We start from the raw sequence: 16,390 nt of genomic DNA on the forward strand, positions 1-16,390 counted from the left end.
GTATTGGGCTACCTTGCTACAGCAAGCTTTTGACGTAGGCGTCAATGTCGCTGATATATTTTTCTATACCTGGAGCATCTTTCTCACGAATCAGATGTTCCAGCGTTTCACATAACTGCTTGCCGGGTACCAGATTAAGCATGGCAAACACCCCTTTCAGGCGGTGGGCCGTTTGGGCCAGCGCAGCGAAATCGCTGGTTGCCGCCTCAGTATACAACCTCTTAACATCATCCGGTACTGTGTCTACAAATAGCGCATAATAGCCGCTGGCATGAAGCTCGGCATTTTCATCTCCGCCGAGCGGGGAGGCGGGAATCTCTTCCTGCGCCAGCTGCTCTTCGATAAGTTGTAGTACAGCTTCCTGCATAGCATTGCTCATATTAAAGTTGACGCGCAACTGACCCGGGCCAATTTTCCGCACGCCTGACTCATCATCGCTTAAAAGCAAGCCCGAGGCAGTAAGATTAGACGGATTATCCGTTAAAAAGAGATCATATTCTTGACTTATCTGCCTTTCATCCGGCGTGATGCAGGTGGCGCCCCAGTTTTCTAACTGACGCAGCACAATCGCGCGAACCTCGTTGGACGTCACATCGACCATCACGCTCACGTCGTCCAGCAGGCGCTCTTCGACCTGGGTATGCTGATCGTGAGGAAGCATTTTGACATGAACGGTATAGCGCGTGCCCAGCGTTTCCCGCGCTTTAATGTTGAGATGACCGCCCAGTTTGCGCGCCAGTTGATTGCACAGCCAGAAGGTGAGCGGATTCGCTTTGCCGTAACGGTCGCCCTGCGTTTCATTCATATACGGGAAATGCAGATTATCAATCTCGTTTAACGTTACGCCTTCGCCCGTATCCAGAATACGGAAAGTCAGACGCTCCGCGATAGATTCATCTTGCTCGACTTCAAGCGTAATTTTACCTATAGCGGTCGTTGTGACGGCATACTGAATCAACAGCAGCAAAATCCGGCGCAGGGCGTCGCGATCGCCCCAGCGTTCATCGTTGCCGCTAAGATGGTTATTAATCAGCAGTTGCAGCCCTTTACGCTTAATGGCGGGCAGCACTTCCGGCACGACTTCGTCAATAAGATCCTGCAGGGAGAACAGCGTTGCTTCGCTTTTCCATGCGTCATTTTCCAGCATATTCGCCAGTTGGATTTCATCGATCATACGTACCAATACATCCGCCTGATCCGCCAGTTTCAGGCTTTCCGGCGTGGTGACTGCCGCGGCGTTAACCGCCAGTTGGCGTACGGGCTCTTTAAGCGTGTTGCTGATATTTTGCATAAAGGCGGCGCGGCCCTGCTGATTCTTCTCATACAAACGCTGCGCCTGTTTAAGCTTCTTATTCACCAGCACTTCCCGGTCCTGATCGCGAATAATAAAGATCTGCGTGCGGGGGGCGATCTGGCTGCGAAACAGACGGATCTCATACAGTTCGTTATTAATTGTCGCCTGAATCACGCCCTGATGCTGTTCCGCCATGCTGGTAATATTTTGCAGGTTAAGATGCGGCAACAGATGATCGGCGATTTTATTGCTGATCACGGTGCGGTTTCCTTCCTGATCGTAGACCAGCAGACCCAGCGGCAGCAGAGAAACGATCTCTTCATTAATGGCGCGTAAGACGCGAAGCTCGTTATTCGCCGCGTTGCCGGATGTCGATTCCGTCGTCCGTCCCGGCTGATGACGGAACGTAGCGTAGCCAAATAACGCCAACGCCAGCAGCCCGATGTTCAGCAGTAAAGGCAGCAGAATATTTTGCAACGTATCAAGCAAAAGCGTACCAAACGGTACCTGCCAGATCAGGCGCATTCCGGTAGAGTTAAGCGCTGAGGAGATCTCAATTTTTGAACCGTTAAAGCTAATCGTGACGCTATCAGGCGCTTCCTTTTCACTGCTTCGCCCCGTCGCCTGGGTTGCGTCAGGCTCTATCCGAAAACTGTCCAGCGGCATTCCCGGCGGGATTAAATCATTAATGGGCAGATCAAACGCCACCACGGTCGCCAGATGTCCTGGCTGATTGAAGGTCGTGCGTAGCGTAAAATAGTGACCGTTTTGCCAGGCCAGTTTTCGCAATGAGGAGAAACTTTCGCGCTCATCCAGCGCATTCGCCTGCTGCAACATCTCTGCCCGGCGGGAATCGACGATATTGCCAATAGTGGACTCTTTAAAGCCGGAAGAGAGATCTTTCAACGGTAGGGTAGAGATAAGAATCAGGCTGTTATCCTGTCCGTTGAGGTAATACATTGACCACGGCACGTTTTCCGCGCCCCACAGCGTATCCAGATAGGTTGACATACGCTGCGTCATTTCCAGCGTGGCGCTGTCATGGGAACCGAAAATCAGCGCTTCAGTTTTACGTCGCGGCTTTTCAAGATAATACACATCCTGCTTCAGACGCGTTTCCTGAAGTCCTTCACCTGTCGATGGCGTAGTGGTCGCGGCGATGTTGTCATAAATTTGCCAGGTAACATACCGCCAGGTATCCACGCGTTTATGAATAGCGTGGGTGATATCGACAATTTGATAGCTTTTGTCTTTCAACCAGGCGTTGACGGCGCTCTGTACCATAACGCCCATCGTTACCAGCAGCACAATGATCAGCAATAAGAAGAAACGGGTAATGCTTCCCGGTAGAAGGGAGAATCGGGTAGAGACCGTTGTGTCAGACTGACTCATTTATGTTTACGACCTGTAAAAGCAACGCTGAAGGTGAAGGGCAGTATAAAGGGTAATGAATGAATTTCCAGACTCTTACGTCATGCCGGGCAACTTAACACGCGCTCCGTCGGCGGGACGGGAAAAGCGTACAACCTTCGTAGAACGGTACAAATATAAAGACTACTTATAAATGTTTAGCACTAAATATCAAGAAATTATTTGCTAATGTCTTACGAACGGTAGACCAGCGAGGGTAGTGAATAACCGTGATAATTTTAGGCAGGTAGCATAAATCTGCCGGGTGTGTCTGAAAAAGGGTAAAAAAAACCGAATGCGAAGCATTCGGTTGAAATAGGGGTAAACAGACATTCAGAAGTGAATGACGGTAATAAATAAAGTTAATGATGATAGCGGTCACTATTTTAGTTGCGAATGAAAATTCTGTTTTATCATTCAGTGCTATGAATTTCATCAATTTAACCCATTGATTTTAAAAGTCTCGTGAATATATTTTGTCTATTTGTGCTTATTTTTACTTGATTTTTGCTTTAAAAAAGTTCCGTAAAATTCATATTTTGAAACATCTATGTAGATAACTGTAACATCTTAAAAGTTTTAGTATCATATTCGTGTTGGATTATTCTGTATTTTTGCGGAGAATGGACTTGCCGACTGGTTAATGAGGGTTAACCAGTAAGCAGTGGCATAAAAAAGCAATAAAGGCATATAACAGAGGGTTAATAACATGAAAGTTAAAGTACTGTCCCTCCTGGTACCAGCTCTGCTGGTGGCAGGCGCAGCGAATGCGGCTGAAATTTATAATAAAGACGGCAACAAATTAGACCTGTTTGGTAAAGTTGATGGCCTGCACTACTTCTCTGACGACAAAGGCAGCGACGGCGACCAGACCTACATGCGTATCGGCTTCAAAGGCGAAACGCAGGTTAACGATCAGCTGACCGGTTATGGCCAGTGGGAATATCAGATTCAGGGCAACCAGACTGAAGGCAGCAACGACTCCTGGACGCGTGTGGCGTTTGCGGGTCTGAAATTCGCTGACGCAGGTTCCTTCGATTATGGTCGTAACTACGGCGTAACCTATGATGTGACCTCCTGGACCGACGTTCTGCCGGAGTTCGGCGGCGACACCTACGGCGCTGACAACTTTATGCAGCAACGTGGTAACGGCTATGCCACTTACCGTAACACCGACTTCTTCGGCCTGGTGGATGGTCTGGACTTCGCGTTACAGTATCAGGGCAAAAACGGCAGCGTGAGCGGTGAAAACACCAACGGTCGCAGCCTGCTGAACCAGAACGGCGACGGTTACGGCGGATCGCTGACTTATGCAATCGGCGAAGGCTTCTCTGTCGGTGGCGCTATCACCACGTCTAAACGTACTGCCGATCAGAACAACACCGCTGACGCTCGCCTGTATGGTAACGGTGATCGCGCTACGGTCTACACCGGCGGCCTGAAATACGATGCGAACAACATCTATCTGGCAGCGCAGTATTCTCAGACCTATAACGCAACCCGTTTTGGTACCTCTAACGGCAACAATAAGTCCGACTCTTACGGTTTTGCCAACAAAGCGCAGAACTTTGAAGTGGTTGCTCAGTACCAGTTCGACTTTGGTCTGCGTCCGTCTGTGGCTTACCTGCAGTCTAAAGGTAAGGACATCAGCAACGGCTACGGCGCCAGCTATGGCGACCAGGACATCGTAAAATACGTTGATGTCGGCGCGACTTACTACTTCAACAAAAACATGTCCACCTATGTTGATTACAAAATCAACCTGCTGGATAAAAACGACTTTACCCGCGATGCGGGCATCAACACCGACGACATCGTAGCGCTGGGTCTGGTTTACCAGTTCTAATCAGCAAAAGATGTTGCTAAAGGGCCTGCGGGCCCTTTTTTCATGCCTTATTCCGGCGTACAAATACGACGTTTTGATATACGCTTGCGTCCATTCGAATGAGGATAAACAGCGATGAAAATGACTTTTTGCCGGGCCGTGTGTCTGGCGGCGGCTTTTTTACTTATGGGCTGCGATGAGGCTCCCGAAACGACAACAGCGTCACCTGCCGCTCAGGTGCTGGAAGGTAAGACGATGGGGACTATCTGGCGGGTGAGCGTGGTTGGCATCGATGCGAAACGCGCCGCAGAGCTACAGACTAAAATCCAGACTCAGCTTGATGCTGATGATTGGTTGCTTTCTACCTATAAAAATGACTCCGCGCTGATGCGTTTTAACCATTCACGCAGTCTTGCGCCCTGGCCGGTCAGCGAAGCCATGGCGGATATCGTGACCTCGGCGCTGCGTATTGGCGCGAAGACGGATGGCGCGATGGATATCACCGTGGGCCCGCTGGTCAATCTGTGGGGGTTTGGACCGGATCGGCAGCCGCTGCATATCCCAACACCAGCACAAATCGATGCGGCAAAAGCGAAAACAGGCCTGCAACATTTGCAGGTTATCGACAGGGCTGGACATCAGTTTTTGCAAAAAGATCTTCCGGATCTTTATGTCGATCTCTCCACGGTCGGGGAGGGCTATGCGGCGGATCATCTGGCGCGTCTGATGGAGCAGGAGGGCATTGCGCGTTATCTGGTCTCGGTGGGCGGCGCATTAAGCAGTCGCGGGATGAATGCGCAAGGGCTGCCGTGGCGCGTCGCGATTCAGAAGCCGACCGACCGGGAAAACGCGGTGCAGGCGATTGTGGATATCAACGGGTATGGCATCAGCACCTCCGGCAGCTACCGTAACTATTATGAGCTGGATGGCAAGCGTGTCTCGCACGTTATCGATCCGCAAACGGGGCGCCCCATTGAACACAACCTGGTATCGGTTACGGTCATTGCGCCAACGGCGCTGGAAGCGGACGGCTGGGACACCGGCCTGATGGTGCTCGGTACGCAAAAGGCGCAAGAGGTCGTGCGGCGGGAAGGGCTGGCGGTCTTTATGATCATGAAAGAAGGTGAGGGCTTTAAAACCTGGATGTCGCCGCAGTTCAAAACGTTCCTGGTGAGCGATAAGAATTAAAACGCAAGATTACGGGTTTTTGTGGGCGGATTTACGGACACACTGCATGTAAGCAAGCACTATGCTTAATGAAGGAGTCTATGATGAAAAAAGCGTTACTTACCGATGATGAATGCTGGCTGCGGGTGCAGGCGCGCGATGCCAGCGCGGATGGGCGTTTCGTTTTTGCGGTGCGAACCACCGGCGTTTTTTGCCGCCCTTCTTGTCGCTCGAAGCGGGCGTTACGTAAAAATGTTCGCTTTTTTGCCAACGCGCAGCAGGCGCTGGACGCCGGTTTTCGCCCCTGCAAGCGCTGTCAGCCGGATAATGCGCGCGCGCAGCAACGGCGGTTGGATAAGATTGCCTGCGCCTGCCGTTTACTTGAGCAGGAGACGCCGGTAACGCTGGCGTCTCTGGCGCAGGCGGTGGCGATGAGCCCGTTTCATCTGCACCGCCTGTTTAAAGCGAGCACCGGAATGACGCCGAAAGGGTGGCAGCAGGCGTGGCGCGCCCGGCGGCTGCGTGAGGCGTTGGCGAAAGGAGAGCCGATCACGGCGGCTATTTACCGCGCCGGCTTCCCGGATAGCAGTAGCTACTACCGTCATGCCGACCAGACGCTGGGCATGACGGCAAAACAGTTTCGCAAAGGCGGCGATAATGTCTCCGTTCGCTATGCGCTGACGGACTGGGTTTACGGACGGTGCCTGGTGGCGGAGAGCGAGCGGGGGATTTGCGCGATTCTCCCCGGTGATAGCGACGACGCGCTACTGGCTGAATTACACACCCTGTTCCCGGCGGCCCGCCACGAACCTGCTGACGCGTCTTTTCAGCAACGGGTGCGGCAGGTTGTCGCGGCTATCAACACACGCGATGTGCTGCTCTCGTTGCCGCTGGATATTCAGGGAACCGCGTTTCAACAGCAGGTCTGGCAGGCGTTATGCGCGATTCCCTGCGGCGAAACCGTAAGCTATCAACAGCTTGCCGCGACTATCGGCAAACCCACGGCAGTACGCGCGGTCGCCAGCGCGTGCGGCGCGAATAAACTGGCGATGGTGATCCCGTGTCATCGGGTCGTGCGTCGTGATGGCGCGCTCTCCGGTTATCGTTGGGGCGTGCGTCGAAAAGCGCAGCTATTAAAGCGAGAAGCGCAAAAAGAGGAGTAGCAATGCTGGATCTATTTGCTGATGAAGCGCCCTGGCAAGAGCCCCTGGCGCCTGGCGCGGTGGTGTTGCGCCGCTTTGCGTTTCGCGCGGCGCAGTCGCTATTAGACGATATCGGGTTTGTCGCCAGTCAGTCTCCGTTTCGTCAGATGGTGACGCCGGGCGGCTACACCATGTCGGTGGCGATGACCAACTGCGGCGCGTTAGGGTGGACCACCGATCGTCACGGTTATTGTTATGCCGTGCGCGATCCGTTGACCGATAAACCCTGGCCTGCGCTGCCGTTATCGTTTGCCAGCGTATGTCGTCAGGCGGCAATCGCGGCAGGGTATGCGAGCTTCCAACCGGACGCCTGCCTGATCAATCGCTACGCGCCCGGCGCAAAACTGTCGCTGCATCAGGATAAAGACGAGCCGGATCTGCGTGCGCCTATCGTCTCAGTTTCGTTGGGGGTGCCGGCGATTTTTCAGTTTGGCGGCCTGCGTCGCAGCGATCCGCTCCAGCGGATCTTACTGGAGCATGGCGATATCGTGGTCTGGGGCGGCGAGTCCCGGCTGTTTTATCATGGTATCCAGCCGCTTAAAGCGGGCTTTCATCCCATGACCGGTGAATTTCGTTACAATCTCACCTTCCGTCAGGCGGCTGAAAAAGAATAAAAATAAGAATTATTATTGCTGTGCAGGTGGAGTTAGTTAAACTGCGGGCTGTTATTATCGGTCCGGGTTGTATGCATGGAACTTCTTATTCTTGTCTGGCGGCAGTACCGCTGGCCATTTATTAGCGTGATGGCGCTGAGCCTCGCCAGCGCGGCGCTGGGGATTGGCCTGATCGCGTTTATCAATCAGCGCCTGATTGAAACGGTGGACACCACCGTCATGGTGCTGCCGGAATTTCTCGGTCTGCTCCTGTTGCTAATGGTCGTCACATTAGGTTCCCAACTGGCGCTTACCACTCTGGGACACCATTTCGTTTACCGCCTGCGCAGCGAATTTATCAAGCGCATTCTGGATACGCACGTTGAACGCATTGAGCAACTGGGCAGCGCCTCTTTACTGGCCGGTCTGACCAGCGATATTCGCAATATTACTATCGCCTTTGTGCGTCTGCCTGAGCTGGTGCAGGGCATTATCCTCACCGTCGGCTCGGCGGCGTATCTGGCGATGCTATCGACAAAAATGCTGCTGGTTACGGCTATCTGGATGGCGGTCACTATCTGGGGCGGATTCGTGCTGGTGGCGCGGGTTTACCAGCATATGGCGACCCTGCGCGAGACCGAAGATAAGCTGTACAACGACTATCAGACGGTGCTGGAAGGACGCAAAGAGCTGACGCTAAACCGCGAGCGTGCGGAGCAGATTTTTCAGCAATGCTATATCCCGGACGCCAAAGAGTATCGTCATCACATTATCCGTGCCGATACTTTTCACCTGAGCGCCGTCAACTGGTCGAATATCATGATGCTGGGGGCGATAGGCCTGGTTTTCTGGATGGCGAATAGTCTCGGCTGGGCGGATACCAACGTCGCGGCGACTTATTCACTGACGTTGCTGTTCCTGCGCACGCCGCTGCTGTCTGCGGTAGGGGCGTTGCCAACGCTACTGACCGCCCAGGTGGCGTTTAATAAACTGAATAAATTCGCGCTAGCTCCGTATAAGCCTGTTTTTCCGCAGCCGAAAGCCTTTCCCGACTGGAAGACGCTGGAGCTGCGCAACGTGGTTTTCCACTATCAGGATAACGCGTTTTCCGTGGGGCCCATCAACCTGACGATTCACCGCGGCGAACTGCTGTTTTTAATTGGCGGCAACGGTAGCGGGAAATCGACGCTGGCCATGTTATTGACCGGTTTATACCAGCCGCAATCGGGAACGATTTTACTTGATGGTCAACCTATTGCCGCCGGGCAGCCGGAAGATTATCGCAAACTGTTTTCTGCGGTGTTCACCGATGTGTGGTTATTCGACCGCCTGCTGGGGCCGCAGGGGAAACCCGCCAATCCCGCTCTGGTCGAAAAGTGGCTTGAGCACCTGAAAATGACGCACAAGCTGGAGCTAAACGATGGGCGCATTTTGAATCTTAAACTGTCGAAAGGGCAAAAAAAGCGCATTGCGCTGCTGCTGGCGCTGGCGGAAGAGCGCGATATTATTTTGCTGGATGAGTGGGCCGCCGATCAGGACCCGCATTTCCGCCGGGAGTTTTATCAGGTGCTGTTGCCGTTAATGCAGGAAATGGGCAAAACCATTTTCGCCATCAGCCATGATGATCACTATTTTATTCACGCTGATCGTCTGCTTGAAATGCGTAACGGACAGCTAACCGAACTCACCGGCGACGAACGTGACGCCGCCTCGCGTGATGCGGTTGCGCGTACTGCGTAATGGACTATGGCGCCGGATGAACCACCTGATAGCAGCCCTACGTCCGCACGCGGGTAGGCCTGATAAGATGCCACGCGTCGCCACCAGGCATCGGGCGAGCGGATTTCCAGACGTGTTTTGAAAAAAAAACCGGAGCGCTGCGTGAGCCGGCGTGTTCAGATGCCCGGTAAGTGTGACCGGGCAGCGTAACGTTATCGCGTGACGGCGTTCTGTACGTTAGCGTCCGCTTTCCAGATGCGGTATTTCACGTCCACATTCGCCGGGGTATACACCACGATCGGCAGCTTGCTGTTGTAGCGCAGCATCCCGTCTTCACCCAGCCAGGCGGTGACGAATTTTTGCTCTTTCTTACCGTCAGGGCAGGCCATCATGGTTGATACCGGAGAAGTGACGTTATCAAAGACATAATAGTCATAGCCCCAGCCTTCCAGCGTTTTTGTTTCCAGCGTGCCGCCGAGGCGATGCTGGTTACAATCCACATTCAGCGTTTGGCCAATCAACAGTTCCACTTTGAGGGTAGATTCATCCTGCTGAGGGGCAAGGGTTATCACTTGCCGCTTCATTCCTTTTTCCGCCTGCGGATAGGGGGCGATTTTCTCCAGCGGCTGGGCGGTATCGCTATTGTTAGCCCAGGCAGAGGCGCTGGCGAGGGCGGCGAAGACGACGGCAGGGACAAACATCTTCATTTGATTGTTCACAGTATTTCCTTTCTGCTGTTTTCGGTATGCACGGACAACAGATTAACACATTCATATTATCTATTAATCTGTATTTACTCATATTTTCAAGATTATTAATAAAATAGCGTCTTTTTATATAGTGGAATATTCCGATATTGATAATGTAAATGGAATTATCAGCTATTAGTGGTTTTCGTTATATAGATAGCTATATAACTCATTGAAATGTGAGAAAAAGCACGTTTACGGGTCTTTACCCGGCACTCTTTTGATCCGGCAACAGCATTTACCTCTATCGGGGTATGCATCTCTTACACATCCTGAAATATCTTATTTACAAAAATAACTACTCATAAATTGTACGGTTTTTATTGGCATTCACTCCCTATGGAAGCGTGTCGTTATGGAAGGGCGATATCATGGTTGATTTATCCCGTCGAAGCATGTTGACCGGCAGTTGGCGCAACGCCAGCAATGGGATTCTTCCGCCGTGGGCCAGAGAAACAACCTATTTTCTCGCACATTGTCTGCGTTGCGACGCCTGCATCCAGGCGTGTGAGGCCGACATCCTGCAGCGAGGGACGGGGGGATATCCGAGCGTAGATTTCAAACGGGGCGAGTGCAGCTTTTGTTATGCCTGCGCGCAGGCCTGTACTGAATCGCTTTTTCTTCCGCGCCACACCAGGGCCTGGGATCTGATTTTTACACTCACGGAAAACTGCCTCGCCAGGCAATCGGTTGAATGCCATCGTTGCCAGGACAGTTGTGAACCTATGGCCATTACCTTTCGTCCCACGCTATCCGGCATTTACCAGCCGCAGCTTGACTCGCAGGCCTGTAACGGATGCGGGGCGTGTGTGGCTATCTGTCCCGTGTCAGCCATCAAAGCGGAGAACCACCATGCGCACTAACTGGCAGGTCTGTAGCCTGGTCGTGCAGGCCAAAAGTCAGAACATCGCCGCCATTGGCCCACAGTTGAACACGTTGCCGGGTTGCGAAGTCGCGTTAAGCGACGTTGAAAGCGGGCAACTGATCGTGGTGGCGGAAGCAGATCAGAGTGAAACGCTGATGCAAACAATTGAGTCAGTACGCAATGTCGAGGGCGTACTGGCGGTGTCGCTGGTTTATCACCAGCAGGATGAGCAAGGTGAGGAAACACCATGAAACTCAGTCGTCGTAGCTTTATGAAAGCTAACGCCGTTGCGGCCGCTGCGGCGGCTGCCGGTCTGAGCGTGCCGGGCGTCGCCCGCGCCGTTGTCGGGCAGCAGGAAGCCATCAAATGGGATAAAGCGCCGTGCCGTTTTTGCGGAACGGGTTGCGGTGTGTTAGTGGGCACGCAGCAGGGCCGTGTGGTCGCCTGCCAGGGCGACCCCGACGCGCCGGTCAACCGTGGTCTGAACTGCATTAAAGGCTACTTCCTGCCCAAAATCATGTACGGTAAAGATCGTCTGACGCAGCCGATGCTGCGCATGAAAGACGGCAGCTATCACAAAGACGGCGAGTTTACGCCGGTGAGCTGGGAACAGGCCTTCGATGTGATGGAAGAGAAGTTTAAAACCTCTCTGAAAGAGAAAGGACCAGAAGCGATCGGCATGTTTGGATCGGGTCAATGGACTATCTGGGAAGGCTATGCCGCCGCGAAACTGTTCAAGGCTGGTTTCCGCTCTAACAACATCGACCCGAATGCGCGTCACTGCATGGCCTCGGCGGTGGTGGGCTTTATGCGCACCTTTGGCATGGATGAACCGATGGGCTGCTACGACGATATTGAGCAGGCCGATGCGTTTGTGCTGTGGGGTTCCAACATGGCGGAGATGCACCCGATTTTATGGTCGCGCATCACTAACCGCCGTTTGTCCGACCCGAATGTGAAAGTCGCTGTCCTCTCCACCTTCCAGCACCGTAGCTTTGAGCTGGCGGACAACGGTATTGTCTTTACCCCGCAAAGCGATCTGGTGATCCTTAACTATATCGCGAATTACATTATTCAGAACAACGCGGTAAATCAGGATTTCTTCACAAAGCATGTGAATCTGCGTAAAGGGGCGACGGATATCGGCTACGGCTTACGCCCGACGCACCCGCTGGAAAAAGCGGCGAAGAATCCGGGCTCCGACGCTTCCGAACCGATGAGCTTCGACGAGTATAAAGCCTTCGTGGCGGAATATACGCTGGACAAGACTGCTGAAATGACCGGCGTGCCGAAAGATCAGCTGGAACAGTTGGCGCAGCTCTACGCCGATCCGAATAAGCGCGTGATCTCTTACTGGACGATGGGTTTTAACCAGCATACCCGTGGCGTGTGGGCGAATAACCTGGTTTACAACCTCCATCTGCTGACCGGAAAAATCTCCCAGCCTGGCTGTGGTCCTTTCTCGCTGACCGGCCAGCCTTCCGCCTGCGGTACGGCGCGTGAAGTGGGAACCTTCTCACACCGTCTGCCCGCAGACATGGTCGTGACGAACGAAAAACACCGTGATATCTGCGAAAAACACTGGCAGATCCCTGCTGGCACTATTCCGGCAAAAGTGGGTTTACACGCGGTGGCGCAGGATCGCGCGTTGAAAGACGGTAAGCTGAACGTCTACTGGGTAATGTGTAATAACAATATGCAGGCCGGGCCGAACATCAATGAAGATCGGATGCCGGGCTGGCGCGATCCGCGTAACTTCATCATTGTCTCCGATCCTTACCCGACGGTGAGCGCTCTGTCTGCGGATCTGATCCTGCCGACCGCCATGTGGGTTGAGAAAGAAGGCGCTTACGGCAACGCCGAACGCCGCACGCAGTTCTGGCGTCAGCAAATTAAAGCGCCGGGCGAAGCTAAATCCGACCTCTGGCAACTGGTGCAGTTCTCCCGTCGTTTTAAAACTGAGGAGGTCTGGCCGGAGGCGTTGCTGGCCCAGAAGCCGGAGCTGCGCGGTAAAACGCTGTATGACGTTCTGTTCGCTACGCCGGCGGTCAGCAAATTCCCGCTGAGCGAGCTGAAAGAGGATCAGTTAAACGATGAGTCTCGTGAACTGGGCTTCTATCTGCAAAAAGGGTTGTTTGAAGAATACGCCTGGTTTGGACGTGGCCACGGGCACGATCTGGCGCCGTTCGACGATTACCACAACGCGCGCGGTCTGCGCTGGCCGGTCGTCGAAGGCAAAGAGACGCAATGGCGTTACAGCGAAGGCAACGACCCGTATGTAAAAGCGGGGGAAGGGTACAAATTCTACGGTAAACCGGATGGCAAAGCGGTGATCTTCGCGCTGCCATTTGAACCCGCGGCGGAGTCGCCGGACAACGAGTACGATCTGTGGCTTTCCACCGGTCGCGTGCTGGAACACTGGCATACCGGCAGTATGACGCGCCGCGTGCCTGAATTGCATCGCGCCTTCCCGGAAGCGGTGGTCTTTATTCACCCGCTGGATGCGAAAGCGCGCGATCTGCGTCGTGGGGATAAGGTTAAAGTGTCGTCCCGCCGCGGCGAAGTGATTTCGATTGTCGAAACGCGTGGACGTAACCGTCCGCCGCAGGGACTGGTGTATATGCCGTTCTTCGATGCCGCTCAGCTAGTGAACAACCTGACGCTGGATGCGACGGACCCGCTCTCTAAAGAGACGGACTTCAAGAAGTGCGCCGTTAAGCTGGCGAAGGTGTAACGCGTTATGTCCCGTACAGCGAAACCCCAAAATGGCCGCCGCCGCTTTCTGCGTGATGTTGTGCGCACTGCGGGCGGGCTGGCGGCGGTTGGCGTGGCGCTGGGCTTGCAACAGCAAACCGCGCGCGCAACGGGCGTGCGGCTGCGTCCGCCTGGCGCGCTGAATGAAAATGTCTTCGCCAGCGCCTGTGTGCGCTGCGGGCAGTGCGTTCAGGCGTGTCCATACGACACGCTAAAACTGGCGACGCTGGCCTCCGGGCTATCGGCAGGTACGCCCTATTTTGTCGCTCGCGACATCCCCTGCGAAATGTGTGAAGACATTCCGTGCGCCAAAGTCTGCCCCAGCGGGGCGCTGAATAAAGATATCGCCTCCATTGATGACTCGCGTATGGGGCTGGCGGTGCTGCTGGATCAGGAAAACTGCCTCAACTTTCAGGGGCTGCGCTGCGACGTTTGCTATCGCGAATGCCCGAAAATCGATGAGGCCATCACGCTGGAGCTGGATCGCAACATGCGCACCGGCAAACATGCGCGCTTTCTGCCCACCGTACACAGCGACGCCTGTACCGGCTGCGGCAAATGCGAAAAAGTCTGCGTACTGGAGCAACCAGCGATAAAAGTGTTGCCGTTGTCATTGGCGAAAGGGGAGTTAGGACACCATTACCGCTTCGGCTGGCTGGAGGGGAAAGATGGCAAATCGTAAACGCGACGCCGGGCGAGAAGCGCGGGCGAAAAAAGGCTGGTGGCGTAGCCACCGCTGGCTGGTGTTACGGCGTATCAGCCAGTTTATGGTGCTGGGGATGTTTCTCAGCGGCCCATGGCTGGGCTTTTGGGTTTTGCATGGCAACTACAGCAGTAGTTTGCTGTTCGATACCCTCCCGTTGACCGATCCGCTGATTACCCTGGAAAGTCTCGCCAGTGGGCATCTTCCCGCTACCGTGGCGCTGACGGGAGCAGTGATTATCGCTGTGCTGTATGCGCTGGCGGGAAAGCGATTATTTTGCAGTTGGGTTTGCCCGCTAAACCCCGTTACCGATTTGGCTAACTGGATGCGCAGGAAATTTGACCTGAACCAGTCTGCGACGATTCCACGCCATATACGGTACGTCCTTCTGGTGGTGGTGTTAATCGGTTCGGCATTGACCGGCACGCTGCTGTGGGAATGGATTAATCCCGTGTCGCTGTTAGGCCGTAGTCTGGTTATGGGATTTAGTAGCGGCGCGTTGCTGATTATTGCTTTGTTTTTATTTGATTTATTAGTCGTTGAGCACGGTTGGTGCGGCCATATTTGCCCGATGGGCGCGCTGTATGGCGTGCTGGGCAGTAAAGGCATAGTGACCGTGACGGCCAAAAAACGTGAGAAATGTAATCGCTGTATGGATTGTTTTCATGTTTGCCCGGAACCGCATGTGCTACGTGCGCCGGTGCTGGATGAGCAAAGCCCGGCGCAGGTCACTCACCGCGACTGCATGACCTGCGGTCGCTGTGTGGATGTCTGTTCTGAGGATGTTTTTACAATAACGATACACAACATCATTCGGGATGCATCGCGGCGGTAAGCGAGGAAATCCCCAGGAGCATAGATAACGATGTGACTGGGATTTTCGAGCGCAGCCAACAAAGAGGCAGCTCGAAGGATGAAGTGTAAATGCGATGGAGTTCGGGAGCGAAACAATGAAAAGCCATGACCTGATGAAAGCGCTGTGTCAATGGATGGCCACGCTTGCCCTGGTGGTAAGTGGTGCGGTTTGGGCGGCAAACGGAGTGGATCTGAGCCAGTCGCCGGAAGTATCCGGGACGCAGGAAGGGGCGATTCGTATGCCGAAAGAGCAGGAACGTATGCCGCTAAATTACGTCAACCAGCCGCCGATGATCCCGCACAGCGTCGAGGGCTACCAGGTGACGACCAATACCAACCGCTGTCTGCAATGCCACGGCGTGGAAAGTTATCGTACGACGGGCGCGCCGCGTATCAGCCCGACGCACTTTATGGACAGCGACGGTAAAGTGTCGGGCAATGTCGCGCCGCGTCGTTATTTCTGCCTGCAGTGCCACGTACCGCAGTCTGATACCGCGCCGATTATCGACAATACCTTTACCCCCTCGCAAGGTTACGGGAAATAAGAGGTCATTATGGAAAATTCTAACCGTAAACCCGGCTGGATAAAGCGCGTCTGGCGATGGTGGCGCAGCCCCAGCCGCCTGGCGTTGGGGACGCTGCTGTTAATCGGTTTTATCGGCGGCATCATCTTCTGGGGCGGCTTCAATACCGGAATGGAAAAGGCTAACACCGAAGAGTTTTGTATTAGCTGCCATGAAATGCGCAACACGGTGTATGAGGAGTATATGGAAACCGTCCACTACAACAACCGTAGTGGCGTTCGCGCCACCTGTCCTGACTGCCATGTGCCGCATGAGTGGGGGCCGAAGATGATCCGTAAGATCAAAGCCAGTAAAGAGCTGTATGCGAAGGTATTTGGGCTGATAGATACACCGCAGAAATTTGAAGCTCATCGCCTGACAATGGCACAAAATGAGTGGCGGCGCATGAAAGACAACAACTCGCAGGAATGCCGTAACTGCCACAATTTCGACTTTATGGATTTGACCGCGCAAAAAGGCGTCGCGGCGAAAATGCACGATCAGGCGGTCAAAGACGGACAGACCTGTATCGATTGCCACAAAGGGATCGCGCATAAACTGCCGGATATGCGTGATGTTAAACCAGGTTTCTGACAGGACGTTGATGAGTGGGAATGCTTGAAGCCAGAGATCTGTACTGCGAGCGGGACGAGAGGACGCTGTTTCGCGGGCTGTCGTTCACCGTGGACGC

At 53.9% G+C, this 16,390-nt stretch carries 14 protein-coding genes and 1 pseudogene; 13 read left to right on the plus strand and 2 right to left on the minus strand.

Annotated features, from left to right (window positions below; genetic code table 11):
- Nucleotides 1-16 precede the first annotated feature (16 nt).
- A complete protein-coding gene (gene rcsD / locus NA389_RS21105; RefSeq protein ID WP_000083204.1) occupies nt 17-2,686 on the minus strand; it encodes a phosphotransferase RcsD in 2,670 nt (889 codons plus the stop codon).
- A 727-nt stretch (nt 2,687-3,413) separates the two neighbouring features.
- Here rcsD and NA389_RS21110 point away from each other — a divergent pair.
- From NA389_RS21110 to NA389_RS21130, 5 genes are all read left to right on the plus strand, one after another.
- Nucleotides 3,414-4,550, plus strand: a complete 1,137-nt coding sequence (locus NA389_RS21110; protein ID WP_000865520.1) for a porin OmpC — start codon at nt 3,414-3,416, stop codon at nt 4,548-4,550.
- A 114-nt stretch (nt 4,551-4,664) separates the two neighbouring features.
- Nucleotides 4,665-5,717, plus strand: coding sequence for an FAD:protein FMN transferase ApbE (gene apbE / locus NA389_RS21115; RefSeq protein ID WP_000784297.1), 1,053 nt, complete (start codon nt 4,665-4,667; stop codon nt 5,715-5,717).
- A gap of 80 nt (nt 5,718-5,797) precedes the next feature.
- Entirely contained in the window at nt 5,798-6,859 is a 1,062-nt protein-coding gene (gene ada / locus NA389_RS21120) for a bifunctional DNA-binding transcriptional regulator/O6-methylguanine-DNA methyltransferase Ada (RefSeq protein ID WP_000975971.1), read from the plus strand.
- A 2-nt stretch (nt 6,860-6,861) separates the two neighbouring features.
- Nucleotides 6,862-7,512, plus strand: coding sequence for a DNA oxidative demethylase AlkB (gene alkB, locus NA389_RS21125; protein WP_000884989.1), 651 nt, complete (start codon nt 6,862-6,864; stop codon nt 7,510-7,512).
- 75 nt (nt 7,513-7,587) lie between these two features.
- Nucleotides 7,588-9,231 carry a multidrug ABC transporter permease/ATP-binding protein gene (locus tag NA389_RS21130; RefSeq protein WP_000421585.1) on the plus strand — a complete coding sequence of 548 codons (1,644 nt, stop codon included), beginning with the start codon at nt 7,588-7,590 and terminating at the stop codon, nt 9,229-9,231.
- A gap of 191 nt (nt 9,232-9,422) precedes the next feature.
- Here the strand turns inward: NA389_RS21130 and eco are convergent, their stop codons facing one another.
- The gene (gene eco, locus NA389_RS21135; protein ID WP_001542438.1) at nt 9,423-9,917 is read right to left on the minus strand and encodes a serine protease inhibitor ecotin; all 495 of its coding nucleotides are present in this window, start codon (nt 9,915-9,917) and stop codon (nt 9,423-9,425) included.
- A gap of 413 nt (nt 9,918-10,330) precedes the next feature.
- Between eco and napF the strand changes: the two genes are divergently transcribed.
- From napF to NA389_RS21175, 8 genes and pseudogenes are all read left to right on the plus strand, one after another.
- Nucleotides 10,331-10,822: a ferredoxin-type protein NapF gene (napF, locus tag NA389_RS21140; RefSeq protein ID WP_000228072.1), complete on the plus strand. Its 492-nt coding sequence runs from the start codon at nt 10,331-10,333 to the stop codon at nt 10,820-10,822.
- Entirely contained in the window at nt 10,812-11,075 is a 264-nt protein-coding gene (napD, locus tag NA389_RS21145) for a chaperone NapD (protein WP_001260056.1), read from the plus strand. The genes napF and napD overlap by 11 nt, the downstream gene beginning before the upstream one ends.
- The gene (gene napA / locus NA389_RS21150) at nt 11,072-13,558 is read left to right on the plus strand and encodes a nitrate reductase catalytic subunit NapA (protein ID WP_000778097.1); all 2,487 of its coding nucleotides are present in this window, start codon (nt 11,072-11,074) and stop codon (nt 13,556-13,558) included. Before napD ends, napA begins: the two co-directional genes overlap by 4 nt.
- 6 nt (nt 13,559-13,564) lie before the next feature.
- Nucleotides 13,565-14,260, plus strand: coding sequence for a ferredoxin-type protein NapG (gene napG, locus NA389_RS21155; protein WP_000091679.1), 696 nt, complete (start codon nt 13,565-13,567; stop codon nt 14,258-14,260).
- The gene (napH, locus tag NA389_RS21160) at nt 14,247-15,116 is read left to right on the plus strand and encodes a quinol dehydrogenase ferredoxin subunit NapH (RefSeq protein ID WP_000013531.1); all 870 of its coding nucleotides are present in this window, start codon (nt 14,247-14,249) and stop codon (nt 15,114-15,116) included. Before napG ends, napH begins: the two co-directional genes overlap by 14 nt.
- A 115-nt stretch (nt 15,117-15,231) precedes the next feature.
- Nucleotides 15,232-15,681 carry a nitrate reductase cytochrome c-type subunit gene (napB, locus tag NA389_RS21165; RefSeq protein ID WP_000835182.1) on the plus strand — a complete coding sequence of 150 codons (450 nt, stop codon included), beginning with the start codon at nt 15,232-15,234 and terminating at the stop codon, nt 15,679-15,681.
- 9 nt (nt 15,682-15,690) lie between these two features.
- Nucleotides 15,691-16,293, plus strand: coding sequence for a cytochrome c-type protein NapC (napC, locus tag NA389_RS21170; protein WP_000431778.1), 603 nt, complete (start codon nt 15,691-15,693; stop codon nt 16,291-16,293).
- A 20-nt stretch (nt 16,294-16,313) separates the two neighbouring features.
- Nucleotides 16,314-16,390: pseudogene (locus NA389_RS21175) on the plus strand (cytochrome c biogenesis heme-transporting ATPase CcmA); the annotation flags it as partial.

Source organism: Salmonella sp. NW645 (assembly GCF_051703725.1).
GTDB classification, from domain to species: domain Bacteria; phylum Pseudomonadota; class Gammaproteobacteria; order Enterobacterales; family Enterobacteriaceae; genus Salmonella; species Salmonella enterica.

Coding starts and splice junctions, on each gene's coding strand:
- rcsD (WP_000083204.1), bottom strand. CDS start 2,686: ATGAGTCAGTCTGACACAACGGTCTCTACCCGATTCTCCCTTCTACCG.
- NA389_RS21110 (WP_000865520.1), top strand. CDS start 3,414: ATGAAAGTTAAAGTACTGTCCCTCCTGGTACCAGCTCTGCTGGTGGCA.
- apbE (WP_000784297.1), top strand. CDS start 4,665: ATGAAAATGACTTTTTGCCGGGCCGTGTGTCTGGCGGCGGCTTTTTTA.
- ada (WP_000975971.1), top strand. CDS start 5,798: ATGATGAAAAAAGCGTTACTTACCGATGATGAATGCTGGCTGCGGGTG.
- alkB (WP_000884989.1), top strand. CDS start 6,862: ATGCTGGATCTATTTGCTGATGAAGCGCCCTGGCAAGAGCCCCTGGCG.
- NA389_RS21130 (WP_000421585.1), top strand. CDS start 7,588: ATGGAACTTCTTATTCTTGTCTGGCGGCAGTACCGCTGGCCATTTATT.
- eco (WP_001542438.1), bottom strand. CDS start 9,917: ATGAAGATGTTTGTCCCTGCCGTCGTCTTCGCCGCCCTCGCCAGCGCC.
- napF (WP_000228072.1), top strand. CDS start 10,331: ATGGTTGATTTATCCCGTCGAAGCATGTTGACCGGCAGTTGGCGCAAC.
- napD (WP_001260056.1), top strand. CDS start 10,812: ATGCGCACTAACTGGCAGGTCTGTAGCCTGGTCGTGCAGGCCAAAAGT.
- napA (WP_000778097.1), top strand. CDS start 11,072: ATGAAACTCAGTCGTCGTAGCTTTATGAAAGCTAACGCCGTTGCGGCC.
- napG (WP_000091679.1), top strand. CDS start 13,565: ATGTCCCGTACAGCGAAACCCCAAAATGGCCGCCGCCGCTTTCTGCGT.
- napH (WP_000013531.1), top strand. CDS start 14,247: ATGGCAAATCGTAAACGCGACGCCGGGCGAGAAGCGCGGGCGAAAAAA.
- napB (WP_000835182.1), top strand. CDS start 15,232: ATGAAAAGCCATGACCTGATGAAAGCGCTGTGTCAATGGATGGCCACG.
- napC (WP_000431778.1), top strand. CDS start 15,691: ATGGAAAATTCTAACCGTAAACCCGGCTGGATAAAGCGCGTCTGGCGA.